This is a genomic window from Streptomyces sp. NPDC017993, assembly GCF_044328065.1.
In the GTDB taxonomy this organism is placed as follows: domain Bacteria; phylum Actinomycetota; class Actinomycetes; order Streptomycetales; family Streptomycetaceae; genus Streptomyces.
Genome location: NZ_JBIRGO010000021.1, coordinates 31743 through 53499 on the forward strand (window position 1 = coordinate 31743; position 21757 = coordinate 53499).

Annotated in this window: 19 protein-coding genes and 1 pseudogene; 10 read left to right on the forward strand and 10 right to left on the reverse strand. The window is 68.0% G+C overall.

Annotation, left to right across the window (positions count from 1 at the left end; translation table 11 throughout):
* Positions 1–714: 714 nt before the first annotated feature.
* Positions 715–1065: a PRC-barrel domain-containing protein gene (locus tag ACH4FH_RS30850; protein WP_398559243.1), complete on the forward strand. Its 351-nt coding sequence runs from the start codon at positions 715–717 to the stop codon at positions 1063–1065.
* Positions 1066–1402: 337 nt separating this feature from the next.
* On the forward strand, positions 1403–1681 hold the full coding sequence (locus ACH4FH_RS30855; RefSeq protein WP_398559244.1) for a hypothetical protein: 279 nt from the start codon (positions 1403–1405) through the stop codon (positions 1679–1681).
* A 108-nt stretch (positions 1682–1789) separates the two neighbouring features.
* Here ACH4FH_RS30855 and ACH4FH_RS30860 read toward each other — a convergent pair whose 3' ends face one another.
* A complete protein-coding gene (locus ACH4FH_RS30860; RefSeq protein ID WP_398559245.1) occupies positions 1790–1963 on the reverse strand; it encodes a hypothetical protein in 174 nt (57 codons plus the stop codon).
* Between the two features lie 968 nt (positions 1964–2931).
* Between ACH4FH_RS30860 and ACH4FH_RS30865 the strand changes: the two genes are divergently transcribed.
* Together ACH4FH_RS30865 and ACH4FH_RS30870 are read left to right on the forward strand one after the other, a co-directional pair.
* Positions 2932–3060, forward strand: coding sequence for an LPFR motif small protein (locus tag ACH4FH_RS30865; RefSeq protein WP_398559246.1), 129 nt, complete (start codon positions 2932–2934; stop codon positions 3058–3060).
* Between the two features lie 220 nt (positions 3061–3280).
* Positions 3281–3642: pseudogene (locus tag ACH4FH_RS30870) on the forward strand (phospholipase D-like domain-containing protein); the annotation flags it as partial.
* Here ACH4FH_RS30870 and ACH4FH_RS30875 read toward each other — a convergent pair.
* From ACH4FH_RS30875 to ACH4FH_RS30885, 3 genes are all read right to left on the reverse strand, one after another.
* A complete protein-coding gene (locus ACH4FH_RS30875; RefSeq protein WP_398559247.1) occupies positions 3587–4795 on the reverse strand; it encodes an aromatic acid exporter family protein in 1209 nt (402 codons plus the stop codon). The pseudogene ACH4FH_RS30870 and the gene ACH4FH_RS30875 overlap by 56 nt on opposite strands.
* A 225-nt stretch (positions 4796–5020) precedes the next feature.
* Positions 5021–5194 (reverse strand): CsbD family protein, encoded by a 174-nt coding sequence (locus ACH4FH_RS30880; protein WP_398559248.1) that lies wholly within the window; start codon positions 5192–5194, stop codon positions 5021–5023.
* Between the two features lie 268 nt (positions 5195–5462).
* A complete protein-coding gene (locus ACH4FH_RS30885; protein ID WP_086716166.1) occupies positions 5463–5633 on the reverse strand; it encodes a hydrophobic protein in 171 nt (56 codons plus the stop codon).
* A 479-nt stretch (positions 5634–6112) separates the two neighbouring features.
* Between ACH4FH_RS30885 and ACH4FH_RS30890 the strand changes: the two genes are divergently transcribed.
* A complete protein-coding gene (locus tag ACH4FH_RS30890; RefSeq protein WP_398559249.1) occupies positions 6113–7354 on the forward strand; it encodes an alpha/beta hydrolase family protein in 1242 nt (413 codons plus the stop codon).
* 259 nt (positions 7355–7613) lie between these two features.
* On the opposite strand, the gene ACH4FH_RS30895 is transcribed toward ACH4FH_RS30890, so the two are convergent.
* The 3 genes from ACH4FH_RS30895 to ACH4FH_RS30905 all read right to left on the reverse strand — a co-directional run bounded on the left by ACH4FH_RS30895 (position 7614) and on the right by ACH4FH_RS30905 (position 10046).
* Entirely contained in the window at positions 7614–7994 is a 381-nt protein-coding gene (locus ACH4FH_RS30895) for a VOC family protein (RefSeq protein ID WP_398559337.1), read from the reverse strand.
* A gap of 190 nt (positions 7995–8184) precedes the next feature.
* Positions 8185–8823, reverse strand: a complete 639-nt coding sequence (locus ACH4FH_RS30900; protein WP_398559338.1) for a response regulator — start codon at positions 8821–8823, stop codon at positions 8185–8187.
* An 8-nt stretch (positions 8824–8831) separates the two neighbouring features.
* A complete protein-coding gene (locus tag ACH4FH_RS30905) occupies positions 8832–10046 on the reverse strand; it encodes a sensor histidine kinase (protein WP_398559250.1) in 1215 nt (404 codons plus the stop codon).
* Positions 10047–10223: 177 nt separating this feature from the next.
* Between ACH4FH_RS30905 and ACH4FH_RS30910 the strand changes: the two genes are divergently transcribed.
* Both ACH4FH_RS30910 and ACH4FH_RS30915 read left to right on the forward strand, forming a co-directional pair.
* A complete protein-coding gene (locus ACH4FH_RS30910) occupies positions 10224–10643 on the forward strand; it encodes a hypothetical protein (protein ID WP_398559251.1) in 420 nt (139 codons plus the stop codon).
* Positions 10644–11128: 485 nt separating this feature from the next.
* The gene (locus tag ACH4FH_RS30915) at positions 11129–11506 is read left to right on the forward strand and encodes a DUF6193 family natural product biosynthesis protein (protein WP_398559252.1); all 378 of its coding nucleotides are present in this window, start codon (positions 11129–11131) and stop codon (positions 11504–11506) included.
* 279 nt (positions 11507–11785) lie between these two features.
* On the opposite strand, the gene ACH4FH_RS30920 is transcribed toward ACH4FH_RS30915, so the two are convergent.
* Both ACH4FH_RS30920 and ACH4FH_RS30925 read right to left on the reverse strand, forming a co-directional pair.
* A complete protein-coding gene (locus ACH4FH_RS30920; protein ID WP_398559253.1) occupies positions 11786–12238 on the reverse strand; it encodes a cytidine deaminase in 453 nt (150 codons plus the stop codon).
* A gap of 522 nt (positions 12239–12760) precedes the next feature.
* Positions 12761–13690: an NAD-dependent epimerase/dehydratase family protein gene (locus ACH4FH_RS30925; protein ID WP_398559254.1), complete on the reverse strand. Its 930-nt coding sequence runs from the start codon at positions 13688–13690 to the stop codon at positions 12761–12763.
* 350 nt (positions 13691–14040) lie between these two features.
* Between ACH4FH_RS30925 and ACH4FH_RS30930 the strand changes: the two genes are divergently transcribed.
* From ACH4FH_RS30930 to ACH4FH_RS30940, 3 genes are all read left to right on the forward strand, one after another.
* Positions 14041–14550, forward strand: coding sequence for a GNAT family N-acetyltransferase (locus ACH4FH_RS30930; RefSeq protein WP_398559255.1), 510 nt, complete (start codon positions 14041–14043; stop codon positions 14548–14550).
* A gap of 298 nt (positions 14551–14848) precedes the next feature.
* On the forward strand, positions 14849–15316 hold the full coding sequence (locus ACH4FH_RS30935; protein ID WP_398559256.1) for a hypothetical protein: 468 nt from the start codon (positions 14849–14851) through the stop codon (positions 15314–15316).
* A gap of 418 nt (positions 15317–15734) precedes the next feature.
* Complete coding sequence (locus ACH4FH_RS30940; protein ID WP_398559257.1) at positions 15735–17801, forward strand: SpoIIE family protein phosphatase; 2067 nt, start codon at positions 15735–15737, stop codon at positions 17799–17801.
* A gap of 79 nt (positions 17802–17880) precedes the next feature.
* On the opposite strand, the gene ACH4FH_RS30945 is transcribed toward ACH4FH_RS30940, so the two are convergent.
* Positions 17881–21747: a DNA-binding protein gene (locus tag ACH4FH_RS30945; RefSeq protein WP_398559258.1), complete on the reverse strand. Its 3867-nt coding sequence runs from the start codon at positions 21745–21747 to the stop codon at positions 17881–17883.
* Positions 21748–21757 lie beyond the last annotated feature (10 nt).

A 21757-nucleotide genomic window follows, 5' to 3' on the forward strand; every position in this document is an offset into this window, starting at 1 on the left:
AGCAGCAGCGGCGGCAACTTGGCGCCGGCGCCGAGCCGGTAGCCGGCGGCACCCTGAGAGACGTGCAGCCGCCCGGAGGTCTCCACCATGCCTACGGGCTGCCGCACATCTAGGACGAGAGCTGACCTGAACGGCCCGTACCGTGCCCGGCATGACGATCACCGCACTCGACGGTGGCCCCTTCCGTATCAGTGTCGTGTTGTCCATGGTGGTCTCCGGGAGTGCGACGAGGCGGAACGCCCCCAGCCTAAGGTCGTGTGCCCAGCCCTGCGCCCGCCCCTTCCCGGGGGCACTGCCGCCCTGGCCCTGCTGTTGGCCGGTCACGTATCCCGGTAATCCCAGTCGGCCGGCCGGGCAGCTCACTCATCCGGAAACAGAGTGGGACTTCGCGGGATTCGGACGCATGGCGACGGCAGTTCAGGGCACACAGCTTTCCGGAGGTTGATAACCACGTTCCCCTGCTACTCGCTCTTCCGCTTGCCCTGGTGCTTTTTGGCGCGGGTGCTTTTCGGTGCGGGATTCGCACTCAAGGCCTGTGGTGGTGAGCGCGCCATCTGGAGTGAGGGGGTATTCGCGGCACAGGGCTCATCTGGTGGGCTCACCGTTTGATGAATGCGGCGGGGAAAGGTGGGCACCCGAAGCCCGGACAACGCATGGAAGTTCGGCCGCGATTATCCGTTCCGGCCTTTAAACCGTTGACGAAGGAGCCATTTCGTGAGTGCGAACATGTGGGGCTACCAGCCGACGATCGGCCACATCGCAGGCAGCAGCCTGATCGGCTACAAGGTCGAGGCGACCGACGGAAGTATCGGCAAGGTCGACAAGCATTCCGACGATGTCGGCGCCTCGCACCTCGTGGTCGACACCGGTGTATGGATCTTCGGCAAGCACGTCCTGCTGCCCGCCGGCCTTGTCAGTGGCATCGACACAGTAGAACAGAAGATCTACGTCAGCCGGACCAAGGAACAGATCAAAAACGCCCCCGAATTCGAAAAGGGCAAGCACACAGGAGACCCGGGCTATCACGAGAAGATCGGCGGCTATTACGGCAGCCACCAGCGCTGAGACCAATGGGTGGGACTCAGACCAATGGGTGGGTGTGGGCCCGAGCAGGTGCTCGGGCCCACACCCGTCCATGACCGCCCCGTAGTCCTACCTGGCACGGCTCAACCCCGTCCGCTTTCGGGAGTCGGACGGGGTCCCCGACACTCAGGGACCGGGTGTCCGGGGGGCCGGGTATCGAGGGCCGGGAGTTCTTAAGGCCCTGGAGGTCTTGTTGATCTTCGCCGAGCGATCAGCAGACCACCCGCGACAGGTGGCACACCCCTGGTCACACCTGTGGGCCACCTGGCGAGACCGTCCCAACAGGCGCCGAACGCCGGCTTGGGGGGACACTGGCGACATGGCAGGGTTCTACAAAGCTGAGGCCGAGGTCCTCGTCGACGGGGTCGTGGTCACGGTCACCGAGGCAGTGCTGAGTGTCCAGGGGACAGCGGAAGCACAGCACTGGGGTGGCGTTCTGCAGGCCGATCCGCACGACGATTTGATCCCCATCCATGAGGCGGGCGAGCGGTTCATCCGACTGACCAACGGAAACGTGGGCAGGTTCGACCTCTTGCCTTCGGCCGACCTGGGAAATGGCTTCCTTCCAATCTCGGGAGTGGGCGCACCGCCGTTCTGAGGACCTGACGTTCCCCCGCGCGTCTGGGTGCACACCAAAGCGGTGGAACGTCGAGGGAGCCCAGGGCAGGCACGCCGCCTCTCCCCGGGGCTGGGCCGTCAGTGCAGCTCAGACCCTGCGCTGCGGCTGGGTGAGCACCGGCCGGGGCTCGTAGCGGCCACCGACCAGCTCACTGACGACCAGGAAATCCTGCGGATGGCGCGTGGAGGCGTACCGGCCCGCGCGTAGCCCCCACGGCCACGCCCTGGCCGCCAGCCAGCACACCAATGCCTCCACCTCCACTGCGGTGCCCCGCCTCAAACCTCAGCCGGCGCGACGCATCGAGATACGGCCCACCGATACCCGCCAGGGCCTCGGCAACGTGGCGACAGCCTTCTCAGCCCGCTCGGGCCCGCTCCCCCGGGGTAAGAGGGTCCCGGCCAAACGCGCCAGGTAGGCGCACAGCGACAGGCCCTCGGCGGCCGGGATCACGGCGAAAGCTGACCGCGAGGAGGGCCGGCGAGCATGGCGGTGCGCAGCTGGGTCAGGGGGCGGGTGAGCAGGACGGGAGACGTGCATCTTTCGAGGCGGTGCAGGGGCTTGAGTGCGTGGAGGTCCTCGAAGAGGTCCATCCTGTCGCGTTCGCCGACGAGGTCCGCGCGGGTGGTGAACTCGACTTCGCGGGAGAGGGCGTAGCGGTCGATGGCCTTTATCAGGTATCAGGCCGATCGTGCCGACCTGCGTGATGTCGCCGAAGTGGGAAGCGGCGAGAGCGGGACAGCGGGGCGTTCTCCTCGGTCGCCGTCGCTGTAGGGGCAGGGAAATGTGCGGTGCGGCGTCGGGAAGATCATCCAGGACGGGCCGGGGAGGCCCTCCGGAGGAGGTTGAATGGTTCCCGTTCGCGGCCGGCCTCCCCGGCCCGTCCTTGTCTTCTCACCCGTAGCAGCCTGATGAAGCGTCAGTGGAAGTGAAGAATTGGGTGCGGCAACATTTCCGTTGCCGCACCCAGAGGTTCTCTAGCGGACGCCGGCGGGTACGCGGCGCTACCACCGCAACCGCTTGCCACCGGCACCGCCGGACCGCAGAACAAATCCCAGCAGGCACACGGCAAGTACCACTGACGCTCACACTCAAAAAAGCGGCGTGGTCTTTCCCTAAGTTTCTGGTGGGCCCTGTCGTTTTTGCGGCCGACCAGCGGGCACCCGCCAGTGCAAGGCCGCTCAGCGGCAACTCGCAGCCGGCACCACCGGCAGACACATAGGAGGCCGCCCATGCTCACAGCAATCGCAGACGTCTTCAGGGCCATCGGCGGCGCCATCGCCACCGTCATCACTCTGCCCTTCAAGGCCGTCGCCCGCCTCTTCGGCGGTGCTGCCGACAGCGCGCACGGCCGCCACTGAGAGCCCTCCCGGCACCGGTGAAGCCGAACTGCTGAGGTGCTTGGGAATGTCAGCCCCCGAGGCCGGAGTGCGGACTCGGGGGCTGACGCATCCCCGATCGCAGGGGGACGCGATCGCCCGTCCAGCGAGCAGCGTGCTCCAGCGGTAGTGACCGAAGAATTGACGCTTCCCCTTGATCACGGACGTCGCGGGTACCCGCATGCCGCGGCGAACAAGGCCGCGCCGCGGGGTGGGAGTGGAGATCCTGCTGCCGGGCCCGCACACCGAAAAGCGTGTCTCCCAGCTCGCCGGCCGGCACCACTACGAAGAGCCGGCAGCTGCGGCATCAAGATCTACGAGTACCGGCCGACCATGATGCACGCCAAGATCATCACAGTCGACCGGGTCGCCACCCTGATCGGCTCAACCAACTCCAACCGCCGACCCCTCGACCATGACGAAGAGGTCATGCTGGCTGTCCGGGACGAGCGGTTCACCGCAACGCTGGACCAGCAGTTCGAGAGTTTCTCGCCCTGCGCAGAGAGATTCACTGATCGACGTGGTGTTGGAGTACGTCGCAGGTGTACTGGAATTCCTCCATGAGGCGGGTGGCCTCGATGACAAGGACTCCGTACGGGCGGGCCGGATCGGCGAGTGGCAGGCCGTCCCGCTCGGCGTGTTCGCTCATGCGGTGACGGCACTGCTGTGCCTCGTCCGCCAGCCGGCACAGCTGCGGGGCCTGCTCGTTCAGCTTGTCCTCGTCGAGGGCGGCGAGGACCTCGGTGATCTCGGAGATGGACTCCACGAAGTCTGCATAGCACCTCAGGAAAGAGCGGTGGTTCCGGCGCCCCTCGCGCTCGTCCTTGCTCCACTGATGCAGGCTGCGTGTGAGGGAAGCCATCTGATACAGCGTCCGCTCCAATGCCTCCAGCACCGCGCCGTAGCCCTCGAAACTGGTGCGGCCGCGGTGGCGGCGCAGGAGGCGGCGCGGGTTGTAGTGAATGCTTTCCTGGGCTGTGCGCAGGCCCGTCCGGGCCTGCGTGACCAGTTCTCCGGTCTGGTCCGCCCGCTTCCGCCAGTGCCCGGCGCGTTCCTCGTCGAGTTCGCCTTCGCGCAGTGCTGGATACATGTCGCTGACCAGGTCGCACAGCGCGTGAGCGAGGGAGTGGATGCCGTGTTCGGCACCGCGAAGCCGCAAGGGCGGGAAGATGGTGACGTTCACCAGGACTCCGACACTGCACCCGATGAGGACCAGCAGGATGATCTGTCCGAGCTGGGTGATCTTGTCGACGTTGGAGGTGGCGGAGATATATGTGGAGAACGCGAAGAACGCCGCGGTGGCCACCTGAGATCCCTGCGCGCCGAGGGCCGGCCACCGCCCGATGGTGAGCGCGACCAGGGCCACCAGAGCGAAGGTCAGCAGGTCAGGGCCACCCAGGAACCCGAGAGCGGCCTGCACGGCCACACCTGCGGCCACGGCCCCCACGTAACGCGTGGACTGCAACAGCGACTGATAGACCGTCACCTGCATGATCAGCACCGCGGAGAACGGCGCGAACGCCGGCGACTGGGCATTGAGGACGTTGTAGGAGAGCACCCAGGCAAGCGTGGCAGCGACAGTGCTTTTCCCGATCAGCAGCGCCGTGTGCCGCTCGTGCCCCTCCGACCCCCATGCCCTCCGCCACCACCAAGCAATCAGGGTCAGCCGCCCCTGCTGAGCCGAACCCACCCGTGCCTCATCTGCCGCACCGCTCACACCGCTCTCCCACCTTTCGAGACCGCGCCCCCTCGGATGCTCCTCCTTCGACGCAGCTTTCCGTCCCCACAAATCGCCGGGGCCATGGGCACCGACGTAACGTCATACGGATGCAGGGCAGGCAGGGGCGCCTGCCCTGAAAATGCCGACCGCCGGCAGGGCGCCGGACGTACGGGTGGGCCCCAGCAGCCTGCTGGAACCCACCCGCAAGATATGCGCGCGAACTCAGTCCTTAAGGGCGTCCTTGGCCTTCTCCTTGGCGCCGCGGAGGTCTCCCTTGGATTCCTTCGCCGCACCTTCAGCGGCGGCACTTTCGTTTCCGACCGCGCGCCCGGCTTCCTTCTCGACCTTGCCGGCGGTCTGTTCAGCCTTGGCCTTGGCCTTTTCGCTGGCACTCATGACGCGGTCCTTTCGTTGGTGGCATCACTCGGGTGCCCTGGAACTCTCCCGCAAAACCGATGACAATCCGGATGCGGAGGTGGCCGGAGCGCGCTGTAGTACAGGTGACTCCACCGCGGGGACGACAGCGGAGCACGGGGCACGACTGTCTCTTGTGTCCGCAATGAGACGGATGAATGCCTCACCAGCGGCAAAGAAACCTCGGGGCGGGGCAGACAACGCTGTGTTGTCTGCCCCGCCCCGAGGCGTCCTTTTGCCGGTGGGGTTGCTACCAGCGGTACCACCGTCCACGCTTTCCACCAGCTCCGGCGGAACGCAGCACGAATCCGAGCAGCCACACGGCGAGAACGATGACCGCGACGATCCAAAGGGCCTTGAGCGCGAACCCGGCACCGAAAAGAAGCAGTGCGAGAAGAAGAACCAGTAGCAGGGGAACCATATTTATCAACCTCCGCGCCATCATGTGCCCCGCCCCTTTCCGCCCACACAGAGGAACAGAATGTTTCTCGATTCACTTTTAGGGCATTGCCGAAGCCGAGGGTGACCAGAGCCGAAGGTGACCTCACTGCCTTCCCCATCACCTGTCGTGGCACTGATGATCGCGGCGGCCCGGGCGCCCGTACACCCCAACAGTCGCGTTCGATTGATCTTGGCTCCGCCATGCGCGACCACCACGCCATGGAGTGCCTAGAGCGTGGAGGGGGTGCTACGTGGGGGTGTGTGGGCACAGGGGCGTGTGCGCCGGGTGTGGTGCGGTTGTGTGCTTGGACGCCAGCCATCGGAACCAGAGACACCTTGAGGTGATCATCTGGCCCCACGGCCCCCAGCGAGCTGGTGGAAGGTAATCGGTGGGATGCCAGGGTCGGCTCGTCCTGGCGGCGGATGTGTCGAGGCGGGTCTGCGGCCAGATTGGCCGACATGCGAATCCATACAGCCATCACCACAGCGCTGGCTCTGGCCCTTTGCCTGACCATCGGGGAGAGCACCGCCGCCTCGGCCGCCACCCCGTCCAATTCCTTACCCCCAGCAGCGCATGCTGCCGTGCGGTTTAAGCTGCCCGAGCCGACGGGACAGCACCCGGTCGGGAGCACCGAACTCCATCTCGTCGACCGCGACCGGCCCGACCCCTGGGTCGCCGACAGAGACCGGGAACTGATGGTCAGCATCTGGTACCCGGCACGTTCGGCGAGCGGGTACCCCCGTCAGCCATACATGCAGCCCGGCGCCGCGCGCTTCGTGGACGAGTCAGGCTCATTCGGGCTGGCCCGCCCAGGGGAAGTGGACTGGGCCGCCACCCGGACGGACGCGGCCGCCATGGCCCCGGCCGACAACCACAACACGCGGCCGATCGTGCTGTACTCGCCGGGCTTGGAGATACCCCGCACGCTCGGCACTTCGACGGCCGTGGAACTGGCGAGCCGCGGCTACGTCGTCGTCACCGTGGACCACACCCATGAGACGTCCGTAGTGGAATTCCCGGACGGCCGCATCGAATTGCAGAAGGAGCTGTCGCCCGGAGTCGAGACGCTCAAGAAGATGGTCGACACCCGGGTGCGCGACACCCGCTTCGTCCTTGACCAGCTTGCTGTGCTGCGGTCCGGCCAAAATCCCGATGCCGAGCGGCGCCGTCTGCCCAACGGACTGAGCAGGGCGCTCGACCTGAACCGGATCGGAATGTTCGGCCACTCGGCCGGAGGTATCACCACCGCAGAGACCATGCGCGCAGATCGCCGCATCGACGCGGGCATCAACATGGACGGCACACTCCAGTACAGCCCGACCGATTTTCTCCCCGTCGCCCGGGAAGGGCTGAACCGCCCGTTCATGCTCATGGGCAAGGCGAGCCAGACTCACCAGAACCAGCCGTCCTGGCAGTCCTTCTGGAACCGCTCGACCGGATGGAAGCGCGACCTGAGCCTGGAGCGGGCCGGCCACTTCAGTTACACCGACGCGCAGACAATCGTGCCCGCTCTGGACGAGCACCTGGACATCCCCGCACAGACCCGCGAGCAGTACATCGGCACCGTGAACCCCGAACGCAGCACCGCCACCCAGCGCGCCTACGTCACCGCATTCTTCGACCAGCACCTCCTGGGCCGCCCGCGACACCTACTGGACCGGCCTTCCCCGTCCTACCCGGACGTGCGCTTCGTCTGGTAAGCATCTCCACCACCAATCCCGCCGCCGACGGTCGGCACGTGGTGCTTCGCCCCCCCCCGGCCGCAGGGCGCCGGGGGATGCTCCGACCGGCCTGAAGCCGAGAGGCGAACAGCTCGTCGTTGGCCGGATCAGCACGTGGAGAATGCCCGCCAGGTTGACGAACCCTCTACCGGAGACCTCGATTACTTCACCATCACGACATGCCCGTCAGTTCGAGGCAGACCCCAGGTACCTGGTGCCGAGGTGTGACCGATGAGCATCAGAGTGGGTTGAGGCGGGCTTTGAGCAGGCAGAACTCATTGCCTTCGGGGTCGCTCAGGACATGCCACTGCTCCTGCCCTGTCTGGCCGATGTCGGCCAGGCGCGCACCGAGCTTCAGAAGGCGTTCGAGCTCGGCGTCCTGATCGCGGTCGGTGGCGTTGACGTCGATGTGCAGCCGGGATTTCCCCTTCTCCGGCTCGTCCCTGCGACTGAGGATGATCGTCGGCTGCGGACCGCCGAACCCTTCGCGCGGCCCGATCTCCAGCGTGCCGTCGTCCTCGCGATCGAGCACGACGAAGTCCAGGACCTCGCACCAGAACCGCGCCAGCACCTCAGGGTCGCGGCAGCCGAGCACGAGCTCACTGATACGACATGCCATACGAAACCTGCTCTCAGCCCGGGAGCTGCCGGGGAGGCCACACGCGAAGGTCATGGGCTCCAGCAGTGAAAACAATCCCGCGACCGTACCGGACGAGGCGAGCATGGGCGAATGATTCAGGGCCGCCCCTGTCCGGCAGCCGGGCAAAGCCGTTGGCCATGCAGTAGGCAAGCTGACTTTGAGACACGGCCTAGCCGCCCACTCCCAAGAAGTGCAGTACCGCCAGCACCCGCCGGTGGTCCGCGCCCGCCCTCGGCAGGTCGAGTTTGGCCAGAATGTTGTTGATGTGCTTGGCGACTGCGCTCTCGCTCACCACCAGTTGTGCGGCGATGCCCGCGTTGGAGCGGCCCTCTGCCATCAGGGCGAGGACATCGCGTTCGCGTCCCGTCAGCCGTTCGAGGGGATCGCTCGGCCGCCGCACCAGCAGCTGGGCGACAACCTGCGGGTCCAGTGCCGTGCCGCCGGCCGCCACCCGCCGCAGGGACTCGATGAACTCCTCGACATCCGCGACCCGTTGCTTGAGGAGGTAGCCCACGCCGCTCGTGTTCGTGGCCAGCAGATCGGCCGCGTACCGCTCCTCGACGTACTGCGAAAGCATCAACACTGCCGTGTCAGGCCACTGTTGACGTATCGAAAGCGCAGCCCGCACTCCCTCGTCCGTGAAGCCGGGGGGCATCCGAACGTCCACCACCGCGATGTCCGGCCGGTGTTCTTCGACGGCTGAGAGCAGGCCCTGCGCATCTCCTGCTTCCGCGGCCACCTCGAACCCGGCCATTTCCAGCACCTTCACCAGCCCGATCCGCAGCAGGACAGAGTCCTCGGCGATCACGGCGCGTCTCACATCGGGCACGGCAGCTCCACGCTCATCATGGTCGGGCCCCCCACGGGGCTGCTCATCCGGAAGGTTCCGTCCACCGACCGCACCCGCTGGGCGAGCCCCCTCAGGCCGCTCCCCTGGGACGGATCGGCTCCGCCCACACCGTCGTCGGCGACCACCACCCGAAGTATCTCGCCCATGCGGGTGACCGTCACATCCGCCCGGGTCGCCTCCTGCGCGTGCTTGGCGACATTCGTCAGCGCCTCCGAGACGACGAAGTAGGCGACGGCCTCGACTGCCGGTTCGGCCCGCCGCGGCAGGTCGACCCGGAGCCGTACGGGCAGCGGAGCGCGGGCCGCGAGCCCCGAAAGCGCCGCATCCAGGCCCAGTTCGTCCAGGACCGCCGGATGGAGTCCGCGCACGAGATTGTTCAGCTCCTCGATCGCGTCCTTCGCCTCACGGTGCGCCGCCTCGATGACTTCCCGCGCCTCCGGCGGCAGGTCCGTCAATGTCGCCTTGGCCAGGCCCAGGTTCAACGCGAGGGACACCAGCCGCTGTTGCGCCCCGTCGTGCAGATTCCGTTCGATACGCCGCCGTTCGGCGTCCGCCGCGTCCACCGCGCCGGCCCGACTCTCGGTGAGGTCCTCGACCCGCCGTTCCAGTTCGTCGGACCGGCTCACGCCCAGCACCGCCCGCCCTACCAGGTTCTCCAGCCGTACGAGCCCCGCGGCCAGCACCGGAACCGCGGCGAGCATCGCGAGCCCCAGCACGGTGAGGTAGGTGGCCTGGGTGGTGTAGCCGCGGTGCTCTATTCGCCATTGCGCCGGCACCAGCCAGACCCACACCAGGACCGACGCCGCCGCGCCCCCCACCGACAGCAGCGCCATGAGCAGAAGTTCCAGCACACCGAGCAGCGGCCCGACCAGCCAGTTGTAGCCGAATTGCCGCTTGGTCTCCGCGAACCGCAGCCGCGGCAGGTCGACCCCGCACAGTGCCCTGAACCGCCAGCGCTGAGCTTCGGTCAGCCCGTATCCCGCGATGATGAGCAAGCCTGTCGGGGCCAGAAGGATCACCGGGGCTTCGAAGGAGGTCCCGGCCACAGTCCTGCTGGCGAGGATCAGTATCCACAAGAGCAGTAGTGGAGTGATGAGGTGCAGCGGCACCCCGGCGGCGATGAAACCCACGTCGCGTCGCAGTCGCCCGAGAGCGCGGCGAAGCCGGGGGGAAATGGTCATGATCAAAAGATAGATGGCGGCATCGGACCGAGGCGATGAATCCAGTGTCCGGAACGGGGGTGTAGCTGGTGCCACCCCAAGTCGGAAAGGAACGTTACTGACGGATAGTGCCTGGAACCGGAGTGTTGATCGTGAGCCCGACGGACGGGTTCACGACAGTCGAAGGAGACACCTTCCGTGGCACTCGCCGCTCTCAACTCCCGTTGCCAGGAACACAGTTCTGCCTCGCCTGGTACGGCCGGCGGACGCCGGCAAGGACGCATCCTGGCGGGCGCGGGCCTTGCCCTGCTGCCGTGGCTCGGCTACCTCGCGGGAACACTCCCGCCCAAGGAGGCGGCTGCCTGGGTGGCCCTGGACGCCTTGGAGGCCGCCTGCCTCCTGACGGCCGGCACCCGCCTCTTGCACGGCGACCCCCGTCACCGCGCCCCGGCGGCCGCCGCGGCACTCCTCCTCGTCGCCGACGCCTGCATCGACGTCGCCACGGCTGCCCCTGGCGCGGAACTGGCCGGCGCCCTCGCCATGGCGCTCGGCGCCGAACTCCCCCTGGCGGCCTTGTGCACGGCCCTCGCCGTACGATGCTCGGATCGCGTGAGATGAGTACGTGCGGTTGGATTTGCGGTGTGGGAGTCGACAGGCGTGGAGTGGGCGGTGGCGTCGAGGCGCTCAGCCCGGCGCGCACGGCGTTGCGCTGAGCGGTGTGCGGGGCAAGCGCGGCCGGTCCCGCCGACGACGCCCGGACGTGATCCTCACGGCCCGCGGACACGACCTCCACAAGTACCGACGCGGGCACGAAGGCCGGGGTCGCGGGTGGACCTCCATGCCCGCCTGGTCGAACCGCAGCTGCGCCTGGTCCTTCTCCCTGAGCCCCGTCCGGAGTGAGGGCTCCCGACCGCGCGTGTGGCCCAGCCCCCGGGTCCAGCGACACTGCACCGCCTGACCCTCTCGTATCCTGCCGCTCGCCCGGCCCACACGGCACGACACGAATCGTTCGCCCTCTGGAGCTGAGGCGCGCCCCGGGACGCAGCCAAGAGTTATCACTGCGGGGTGGCCGAAATCTTTCGGTGTCGAGCAGAATGCAGGGCATGACGGAGGACGCACCCGAGGAAGACATCATCGAAGCCGCATGGCAGAAGCTGCTTGCTGCCCACCGAGTGGACGGCCGGTTGCTACGCACTGCCTACGCCGAGCCCCTACTACGGCAGCTGTTCCCTTGGGTCGGCATGGGCGAGCTGCACTTCAGCCGGTGCACAGAGCTGCGTTGGACCTGGGACGTGCCGTTCATCGCCCCAATGATGGGCGGGGGCTTCTTCGTCGGCGGGCCCTCCCGGTCCCAGAGCGTCGGCCCCGCCCCGACCGCGGAGGCTGCGATCGCGATGGTGGTCGAACGGCTCCCGCCAGGCTGTGGTCGCGCCTTCGTCGGCACACCAGAGGAATTGGCCAAAACGGAACAGTCGGGGTAGATCAGAGCAAGTGCTCCTCGGGCGTAAGGCCGCAGGAGCAAGGTCGGTTTGCGTGATTCGCTCGGTGGATGCGCTCGGCAGTGCTCGGTAGATCTCGCGGGCGCCGAGTCGTGGAGGCGGCGCACGATGCCCTTCTTCGATCCGCCTTCCTTGGGTACGGCTTTCGACGTACGCACGGGTGTGTTGCGACGGGCGCCTGCGCACGAGCACGATGGTGCGCAGGGCCCCGTTCGGGCGCCATCCGGTGGCTAGTGCCACATCAGGCGACGTTCGTCCTGTTTATGCCTGCTGGTGTCCGCTCGTGCTGAGTGATTCGGTTTGCTCAGTGTCGAGCTGGTGGTCGGCCCAGATGTAGCTTTCGGGAAGCAGGGCGGTGATGGAGACGGTCCGGAGGCGGTCGCCTGCCCCCACGATGACCTTCAGGGCCGGGAAGTAGTCGACGAGGACCTGGCGACACCGTCCGCACGGGGGAACGACTCCCCGGTCGCGGTCGCCCACGGCGACGATCGTGTCCAGCTCGTAGGCACCCTGGGCGGCTGCTGTGCCGAGGAGAACCAGCTCGGCACAGGGGCCGCCGGTGAAGTGGTAGGCGTTCACTGCAGTGACGATCCGGCCGTCCAAGGCACGGGCCGCGGCTGCCATGGTGTGGTTGTCGCCCCGGCAGCGAGTGCGCGCGACGTGGGCCGCGGCCTCGATGAGTTCATGGTCGACGTGGTCGGTCTGCGTGGTCATCTTCTCTGCCTTCGTAAGGTGTCAGGCGACGTTGACCCGCGTGACGATGGGGCGCAAGCGAATATCGGCTGTGTGGGGCAAACGTTGCCTGATACGGCATTAGCGAGGAGCTCTCTCCCGTTGCTGTCTCTCGCGTACGCGTCGGCGGCATTGAGTGCGCACCAATGGCTGGACGGGGTCGACTGCCACTGCTGCGGATACTGGCCGGCCGACGGCTACCGCCTGCGCCTGGCATGGGGTGGTTCGCCGAATTCAGCGCCCAGTTCGTACAAGGGGTCGCCGACCAACGCCGCATCAAGGAATCCGGCACAGCTCACGAACCCCGCTATTGGCCGCTTTCCCACCGGTCGAGTGCGGACCTGAAGGGGCCCGTTGAGCTGTTTGCGCAGGCCAATGGGGCAATCTGCCCCGAACTCGCTGTTTATGGACGGAGTTTGGCGGACTTGCGAACCTCCCCGAAATCTGAGCTGCCATACGAACAGCGGCGGGCCGCAGCTGCTCGGACTCCTCCCCCGGTCCGGGTCAGGCCAGCTCTTCCCTGAAGCCCTCGCGCCACGAGGGGTGGCGCAGCTCCCAGCCGAGCTCACGCTTGGCCTTGGCGTTGGAGAAGCCGCGCCCCTCGGTCATCATCGTCACCACCAACTCCCCGGCCAGCAGCCGGGCCAGCCACGTGGGGACCCGCATCGGTGGCTTGGCACCCGCGCACGCAGCCAGATGAGGCAACCACTCGCTGGCCGGCGCCGGCTCGTCGTCGACGATGTTGAACACGCCCTTCGCCTGCTGCTCCACGGCCAGGACGGTGGCGCTCGCAGCGTCGTCGAGATGCACCCATGACATGTAGCCGGTGCCACCCCCGACGAGCGGGAACTGCCGCTTGCGCACGAGTTCGACCTGGTCGTCGGTGGCGCCGGGCCCGTAGAGGCCCCCGTAGCGCAGGGCGGCGCCGCCCGCCTTGACGACCGCGTCCTCGAGGTGGGCGATCGCCTCGGCTGCCGTGCGGAACTTTCCCGTCTCCAGGGGCAGCGGATCCTCCTCGGTCTTCACCCATCCATCCTCGCGGATGCCGTTCCAGATACCGGCGCTCTGCGCGACGACGTGGGAGACGCCGGTCGCGTCGGCGGCGGCCAGCAGGTGGTCCGTCCCCTTGGAGCGCAACTGATTGGTGGCGGCGAAGAAGCGGTCGAAGTGCCTCATATCAGGCTTGCCGGCGTGCGCCGCGGAAATCGCGGTCATCTGGTTCACCAGCACGTCCGGCCGGGCGGCCGCCACCGCTTCAGCGACCGACTCCGCATCCAGCCCGTCCATCACGACGCCCTCTGCGCCCAGCTGCTCCAGCAAGCTCAGCTTGGCCGCGCTCGTCGTCGTAGCCGTCACCTGGTGGCCACGGGCCACGAGCTGCGGCACCAGCCGCCGCCCCATGACCCCGGTCCCACCTGCCACGAACACCCGCATGACCATCACCATCCCGATTCCAGAATCTCTCTCTGCCACCTGGGACGCGACAGCACGGCCGTTTGTGACATGGGAGGAAAGGCCGTCGGAGGGTGACGGGTCCGTGCCACACGGTGACACCTGCGGGGCGCGATGTGGGGACATGCCTCCGGCCTGGCCGTGAGGGCAGACCCGTCGATGGCGAAGTGCAACGGTTCCCGCCCCTGGCCAAGACGGCGGTGGCCGGGGTGGGTGCCGACTGGTTCGGCTCCGGCCCTGAGGATCGGGCGTACGTGCCTCGGTAATGTTGGTGCCGGCGTCCAACGACACAACGTCATAGGGCACTTGATCGACCGGCTTATGGTTCCTGCATGACGAGCACGCTCCGCCTGGAGAAGATCACCCCGGACAACATTGACGTCGCGATCGGCCTGCGAGTCCGGCCGGACCAAGAACACTTGGTCGCGCCAGTCGTGAAGTCCCTGGCCGAGGCATACGTCTATCCCGGCACAGCCTGGCCCCGTCTCATCCTTGACGGTGACAGACCCGTCGGCTTCCTCATGGCCTTCTTCGACCTCGACTGGCTTGGAGACGGCACGGGCACCGACGTCCGTTCCGGCCTCTGGCGCCTCAACATCGCAGCCGGCGAGCAGGGGCGGGGTTGCGGCCGCTTCGCGGTCGAGTCCGTGGCTGCTGAAATCCGCCGCCGCGGTGGCTCCCGCCTCACCGTCAGCTGGCATCCCGGCGAGGCCGGCCCCGGAGGCTTCTACCTGGGCCTTGGATTCCGGCCGACAGGTGAAGTGACTGGCGGCCAGACAGTCGGCGAGCTGTACCTGCACCAAGGTCCGTCCTCAAGCAGATCGTGCCCCGAGCAGCAGTGACGCCAGGCTGACCGCCGCTTCGTAGGAGGTGGGCGTCTCGTCGTGCCTGGTGGCGACACAGCGGAAGTGCTTGAAGGCTTGAAGCATCGCTCGACGGTTCCGCTTCGATGGTTTTGCTTCGGCAGTAATGCCCGCGGCGGCCTCGTGCTGATGCGGAGTGGGTCCGGATCCAGCCCTGCCAAACGGGAGTTCTTCCTCTCCGATCCAACGCAGCCCCGTTCGTCGGCGAGCGGCCGTACAACCTTCCGTGGCAGCGGGGGGTCTCCCCCTCGCCGTTACATCGCCCCCGGGGGAACCATTGCGCCATACCGCCCTTACTGTCGCCATCACTGCCGCCTGCCTCACCCTCGCTGCCTGCACCGCGGAGTCCGGCCCTGAGACCTCCCCACCACGCGCCTCTTCCCCTACGCCCGCCGCCTCAACGCCCGACACGGCAGCTCCCCTCGGTCCCGAGGAGAAGTTCACTATCGGCAGCGGCATCGGCGGCGGCAGCAGCGCCAGTGGCGGCAACGGCAGCGGTCATGCGAGTGCGCTCGCTCCTCACCTCACCGGCCAAGGGCTGCGCGCTGCCCGGGACGAAGCGCGGGCCGCCGGCTTCCGATCGATCCGCACGTACGACATGCGCGGCCAGGGCCGCACGCCATCCTCCGACCGGAACTGGAAGGTCTGCACACAGACACCCGGGGAGTTCGGGCGGATCAGCACCGACACCACGATCCTTCTCGGTGTCGCGAAGCGCGAGGAAGGCTGCTTCGGCGACAGCTAGAGCCCGCACTCTCCAGCCCCCCCCCCCGCAGCACATCAGCCCCGCCACGATCGCCCCGTTCCTGCGTACCTGCCTACCGACACGACAGCTGGTGTGGCTCGACGGGACGGCCTGGAGTCGGGCCAGGACCGACTCGGGATGGCCCTGCTGGTGGGGGCCGACCCTAAGCGCAGATGATCGACCACATCCTGCGATGCCTCGCCGGCCCGACCTCGGCCTCCGTGATGCGGAGGGGCCTTGCCGGCACCTGGGCCATTCGGGTGACGCGATCCCGTGGCCCCGAGGAGCCGCCTGCGGGGCGCCTGGCCCCAAGGCGGTCGCCGAAGTGTCCCCGGATGCGGGACGAGCGCAGAATGAAGAGAGCCGCTCTGCCGTCCGGAGGGCGGACCGGCCACGATGCGCTGCGGGCGGAGGAACGGTGCCAGCAGATCGACCGCGCGACGCGAACGCCGGTACTTCGCTCTGGTCGGAGCCCGGCTCGCTGCTGGAACACGTGGCCGTCGCCGTATTCGGCATCGATGACGAGAACCGGATCTGCTACTGGGGTCCCGGCGCACACGACCTCTTCGGCCACCAGGCCCCGGACGTGCTGGCGAAGCCCGGCGCCATGCTCTTCGCCGAGCCCTCCGCCGACGAGCCCGACGCCTGCTCCCGCATGGCCGCGCGGGGACGGGCCGAGGGGTACTGGCGCGGCCGCCTGCTCGCCCGACACCAGGACGGGACGGATTTCGACTGCGGGTTCCGGGTCTTCCCGGTGACCGGCGTCGAAGGGCGTTCGGTGGTCATGGCGCTGTCGAGCCGCGGCGACGAGCTGGACCGGGTGAAGACCAATCTCGCCTTCCTCGACGCACTCTTCGAGCGCTGCCCCATCGGCCTGGTCATGCTCGACGAGGACCTGCGCTACCTCCACCTGAACCAGGCCCTCGCGGACATGAACGGGCTCCCCATCGAGGAACACCTGGGCCGGCGCCTCACCGAGATCATGATCACCTCGGAGGGCGGCGAATACGAGCGCATGCTGCGCACCGTCGTCGCGGAGGGCCGCACCGTCGTGGGGGTGCGGGTGGGGATGCGCACCCTCGGACATCCGGACCGCGACCTGGTGCTGTCGGTGAGCTTCTTTCCACTCACCGGGGCGGTCGGCACCCGGCAGGGAGTGGGCGGACTGCTGGTGGATGTGACCGACCGGGAGCAGGCGATCGTGGAGGCGACCGCCACCCGTCAGCGGCTGGCGCTGCTGGACCGGGCTTCCGCCCGGTTCGGTACCACCCTGGACGTGGTGACCACGGCGCAGGAGCTGGTCGAGGCCGCCGTACCGGATTTCTCGGACGGAGCCGTCGTGGAGCTCGTGGACTGGCTGGACGAGCGGGAGGTGTTCGACCCGGCGCTGCCGGTGATGACCCGCCGGATCGCGTCCGGCACCGTCCTGCCCGCCCCCGCGACGGAGCTGGTGAGCGGCGTGGACGTCGTGCACTATCCACCGGGCTCCGCCATCCACCAGATGCTGCGCACCGGCCGCCCGATCACCGTCCCGGTGACCCGGGAATTCATGGTCCGCACGATTCCGGACGACCGCCGGGCCCGGCTGATGGCCGAGAGCGGGCTGGCCTGTCTGCTTCTCGCCCCGCTCATCGCCCGGGGAACGGTCCAGGGAATCGCCATTTTCGGCCGGTCAGCGGCCAGGGCGACGTTCACCGAGCCGGACCTCTCCCTGGCCGGCGAACTCGCCTCCCGGGCCGCGCTGTGCCTGGACAACGCGCGTCTCTACAGCCGCGAACGGGATATCGCCCTCACCCTCCAGCGGGCGCTGCTGCCCAGCTCGCTGGGGACCAGCCCGTATCTGCACATCGCGCACCGCTATCTGCCGGGCGGCCGGGTCACGGAAGTCGGCGGTGACTGGTACGACGTGATCGCTCTTCCCGGCGATCATGTCGGCCTGCTCGTCGGCGACGTCATGGGGCACGGTGTCGCGGCCGCCGCGTCGATGGGCAGACTGCGGATCACCGCCAAGGCGCTGGCCCGGCACCACCAGGTACCGCACGAGCTGGTCGCCGAACTCGACCTGTGCGCCCGAGAGGCGGGCATCGAACTCGCCACCTGCCTCTACATCCACTACGACCCCGCCAGCGGACGCGCCAGGATGGCCAGCGCCGGCCATCCGCCGCCTCTCGTCCTCCAGCCGGACGGTCGGACCGATGTCATCGACGAGGTGCTGGGGGTCCCGCTCGGCGTCGGCGGCTCGCCGTTCCGGACCACCGAGGCCCTGCTGCCCGACGGCGCCACCCTCGTGCTGTACACCGACGGCCTCATCGAGGCACGCGGCCGCGACATCGACGAGGGCCTCCAGTCGCTCCGTACGGAACTGGGCCGCCTCCCGGACTCCTTGGAGGCCGCGGCGGACCAGATCCTCGAACGCCTCGTGCCCAGCTCCCCGGCCGACGACACCGTTCTGCTCCTCGCCCGGGTGCACCGCCTTCCGCGATGACGGCCGGCAGGCGGCAGTGCCGCTCCGCCCGGCCCCGACGTCCCTCGTTCACCGCACTCTCCGCGCTCTCCGCATGTTTTCAACAGGGGGTGCGGTAGGAGGAGTCGGGCAGGTAGGTGTGCCACTCGTCGGGAGTGAGGCCACCGCCGGCCCGCCGGCAGAGGGTGCGGGAAGCGGACTCGGGGGCGATGGTGAAGCTCTGCAGGGGGCTGCGACGGCCTGCGGCGCGCAGGGTCCGGCCGTCGGCGGTGAAGGCGACGGCGAGGACGGGGTCGTCGGGGATGGTGGGGAGGGCTTGGCCAAGGGGTTGGTTGGAGGCGGTGTCCCACAGCCGTACAGTGCCGTCGTCACCCGCGGTGGCCAGGGTCTTCCCGTCGGGAGAGAAGGCGAGGGCGTTCACGCTTGCGCCTTGCGTGTCGCCTTCAGGGCTGGTCGCGTCGGTGACGGCCAGTTGGCCCAGGCGCTGGCGACCTTTGCCGTCCCAGAGGGTGACCCTGCCGTGCTCGTCCCCGGCTGCCAGGAAACGCCCGTCGGGGCTGAAGGCAGCTGCCCCGGTCGACTCGCCCGTGAGGGCTTGGCGGCCGACCCGACCTGTGTGCAGGTCGACCAGCCGACCAATGCTTTCCTCTCCTCCGGAGGAGGCGACGAGTGAACGGCCGTCGGGGTGTGCAGCCATGGGGGTGCCACTGACGTTCCGCAACGTTCGCATGGAGTGTCGGCGGGTATCCCAGATTTTTAGGCTGTTTTCTGAAGTGAGCCACAAGTCGCCGTTTGCGGAGAAGAGACCGCCGGAAACTTGAACGGAGCGGGGAACCTGGATTCGGTCGCGTGCATCCAAATCCCACATGTTGAAACGTGTCTTGGACCCGACGAGGGAAACATCATGGGCGCGGTCGTCGTAGCGCTGGCGGGCCTGGTAGGCCAGACGATGGCCGTCAGGACGAAAGGCCAACTCCGAATCTGTCCCCTGGCAATCTTTGGCACCCAGTCGCACTTCGGCTTTCGGCAGGCAAGGTATGGCGGGCAACTCTGCTGACAGAGTTCCGCTGTCGGCGTTCCGGACCTGAAACCGTGTCCGGTTCCCCGAGCGAAAGGAAATCGCCAGCTTCCGCCCGTCAGGGCTGAACTGCGCCGCATCCAGCGGAGCTTCGCGCCATGTCCCGTTGGGCGCGTAGGAGATGCTGCGCACCGCGCCTCCTCCCAAGTAGCGGATCACGGGGCGGTCGGTGTCGAGCTGCATATCCGTCACGCCCTCGTTGGGGATCGAGTAGCGCAGGAAGGGGGACTGCGGCCGGCTGGTGTGCCAGAGCAGGATTTCGTCGGCGTCTTGCCCTGCCAGGATCTCGCCGTCGCCACTCAGGCGTACCTGCGTCAGCCCGGAGTGCTTGACCGACCACCGTGTGCGTCCCGAGTCCAGGTCACGTATCTGGGCCCCGTGCCCCTCGTCCACCGTCAGCAGGCCTCGGCTGTCCGGCGTGAACTGCAAGGTTTCCGCCGGACATTTGACCTTGTTCTGCCCTGGAGACGAGGGGAAGGTCATAGCCCGGTCTTCCACGGTGTTCCAGACCGTCAGTGGGTACTCGCTGGAACAGGCTGCCACGTACCGGCCGTTCGAACTGACCGCCGTTTGGTAGATAACCTCATCCCCACTCGAAGGTAGTTTCGGTAGCGCCTTCTTGAACAGATACTGCTCATGCTGGCGGCCCCACAGGCGAATGCCATCGTCCTTGGTAATCAGCAACGTTCGCCCATCGCCACTGAATCTCTTCAATCCCCCTTCAGTCGAAGGGATTTCTCGCACCGTCGTTCCGCTGCTGGTGGTGCTGTAGACGCGTGAATGTGCGTCCTTGTCGATCAGTGCGGCACGTCCGTCAGCGGAGACGTCGGCCATGAAGTTTTCCCACATCTCGGATTTCGAGGCTCTCAACGGAGAGAGTTCACGGTGCGTTTGGATGTCCCATCGGCGCACTCGGTCCTTTGCTGAATACAGGAGTGTCTGTCCGTCGCCACTGAGGTGCACATTTATCGGATCGACGTCGTCGGGCAGGGGCATGGCGTCCAGCTCGTGCTGGGAAAGGGCTGCGCCGAGGAGCGCTCCACGGGTTTCCGGGGTGTGGGCGAGGTTCCACGCTGCGAGGCTCAGGCGCATCGCGCGTACGGGGTCGGTGGTGCGCAGACTTGAGGCGACGGTGGCGATGCGCCGCGCTTCTGCCTGCGTGTGCTCCGTATCGCTGTGGCGCTTCTGCTCCCACGCGAGGGTGCCTGCCACCAGCGCCAGTGTGCACAGTACGGCCAGCGCCACCATGGATCGGCGCGAGCGGCGCTTGGCTCGGGCCGTGCGCGCGCGTTCGGCGTCAAGGGCAGCGACCCCCGCTGCGAGGAATGCGGCTTCGAGCGCGTTGAGCTCGCTGTGGTGTTGGGCGGTGAAGGCTTCTTCGGCTTGGGAGAGACGGGTGCCGCGGTAGAGGGCGCCGGGGTCCCGGTCCAGTTGGTGCCAGGCGGTGGCGTCGTGGGTGAGTTTGCGGTGGAGGCGGATGCGGTCGCGTTCCTCGTTGATCCAGCCCAGCAGCCGTGGCCAGGAGGTGATGAGGGCCTCGTGGGCGAGGTGGACGTGTCCGTCGTCGAGGGTGAGCAGGCGGCTGCGGGCGAGGCGGTCGAGAACGGCGTCGATGTCGGCTCCGCCTGCACTGTCGGTGGTGGTGAACTCGGTGCGCGGTGTGGGGCAGTGGGTGTCTTGGGTGCCGTTGCCGGGGGCGATCAGGCGCAGCAGGATGCGCCGGGCGAGGGGCGCCTGGGCGGGGGTGAGTTGGTGGTAGGCGTCTTCGGCGGTGCGGGCGATGGCGCCGTGCAGGGCGCCGGCCGCCTCGTACGCCTGCACTGTCAGCGCCCGTCCACGTCGGCGGCGCCAGGTTTCCATCAGGGCGTGGGACATCAGCGGCAGCGCGCCGGGCTCGTCGGCGATCTCCTCAAGGATCCGGGCGGTCAGTTCACGTTCCACGTTCAGGCCGCGGGCTCCGGCCGGCCCGACGATGGCCGCACGCAGTTCGTCCGAGTTCATGGGGCCGACCAGGAGGGTGGCGTCGTTGAGCGCCGCGGTCAGACCTGGGTGTTCGGCGCAGCGGCCGAAGAAGTCGGCGCGGACGGCAAGGACCACCCGCAGTCGGCTGCCGTCCTCCAGGGCGACCAGCAGACGGTCCAGGAATGCCTTGCGCTCGTCGGGATCGGTGCAGAGGGTGAACACTTCCTCGAACTGGTCCACCAGCAGCCAGGTGTCTCCCGGGCCGTCAGCCGGCTTGAGCCGGTCGGCGTGCCCCCTCGGATGCGCGCCGGGGGTCAGTACCCGCACCGCGGCCGGCATCTGGCCCGCCTCCTGGTCCGGGCGGCGCAACCGGGGTATGAGGCCGGCGCGCAGCAGGGAGGACTTGCCGCTGCCCGACGCCCCCACCACCGCGCAGACCCGGTGCTGACGCGCCATCTCCTCCAGCCGCCCCGTCATCTCCTCGCGGCCGAAGAACAACTCCGCATCCCCCGGCTCGAAGCGGGCCAGTCCCCGATATGGCGGCTCGCCGACCTCCTCGTCCGGGCGCGGCTGCGCCGCGATCTCCGCGTTCACCTGCTCCCAGCGGTGCTGCCACTCCTCCTCGTCGCCGCCGCACGCACGCACGTAGGCCAGGACGGCCGGCAGGCTGGCCAGGCGCTCACCGGCCGCCGCCTTCGAAAGCGCCGGCGCCGAGTACCCCACCCGCCGGGCCATCGCCCGGTATCCCGGCCCACCGGCCTCGTCACGGAGCTTGCGCAACTCGTAGGCGAATCGCTCCACCGGGCCGTCCAGCGGATCGATGGCCTTCTCCGGACGCCCCACGCCACACACTCTCCCTCTTAGCCCCGATTGCTGCGCCACCCTAAGGACCAGCTCGCAAGGCCCGCAAACAGCGCGCCGCTCCACGGGATGGATC

What these genes read in the sequence shown, in the direction of transcription:
- ACH4FH_RS30855 (WP_398559244.1), top strand. Translation starts at nt 1,403, where the DNA reads ATGGCAGGGTTCTACAAAGCTGAGGCCGAGGTCCTCGTCGACGGGGTC.
- ACH4FH_RS30925 (WP_398559254.1), bottom strand. Translation starts at nt 13,690, where the DNA reads ATGCGGGTGTTCGTGGCAGGTGGGACCGGGGTCATGGGGCGGCGGCTG.
- ACH4FH_RS30915 (WP_398559252.1), top strand. Translation starts at nt 11,129, where the DNA reads ATGACGGAGGACGCACCCGAGGAAGACATCATCGAAGCCGCATGGCAG.
- ACH4FH_RS30865 (WP_398559246.1), top strand. Translation starts at nt 2,932, where the DNA reads ATGCTCACAGCAATCGCAGACGTCTTCAGGGCCATCGGCGGCGCCATC.
- ACH4FH_RS30885 (WP_086716166.1), bottom strand. Translation starts at nt 5,633, where the DNA reads ATGGTTCCCCTGCTACTGGTTCTTCTTCTCGCACTGCTTCTTTTCGGT.
- ACH4FH_RS30895 (WP_398559337.1), bottom strand. Translation starts at nt 7,994, where the DNA reads ATGGCATGTCGTATCAGTGAGCTCGTGCTCGGCTGCCGCGACCCTGAG.
- ACH4FH_RS30905 (WP_398559250.1), bottom strand. Translation starts at nt 10,046, where the DNA reads ATGACCATTTCCCCCCGGCTTCGCCGCGCTCTCGGGCGACTGCGACGC.
- ACH4FH_RS30930 (WP_398559255.1), top strand. Translation starts at nt 14,041, where the DNA reads ATGACGAGCACGCTCCGCCTGGAGAAGATCACCCCGGACAACATTGAC.
- ACH4FH_RS30920 (WP_398559253.1), bottom strand. Translation starts at nt 12,238, where the DNA reads ATGACCACGCAGACCGACCACGTCGACCATGAACTCATCGAGGCCGCG.
- ACH4FH_RS30880 (WP_398559248.1), bottom strand. Translation starts at nt 5,194, where the DNA reads ATGAGTGCCAGCGAAAAGGCCAAGGCCAAGGCTGAACAGACCGCCGGC.
- ACH4FH_RS30890 (WP_398559249.1), top strand. Translation starts at nt 6,113, where the DNA reads ATGCGAATCCATACAGCCATCACCACAGCGCTGGCTCTGGCCCTTTGC.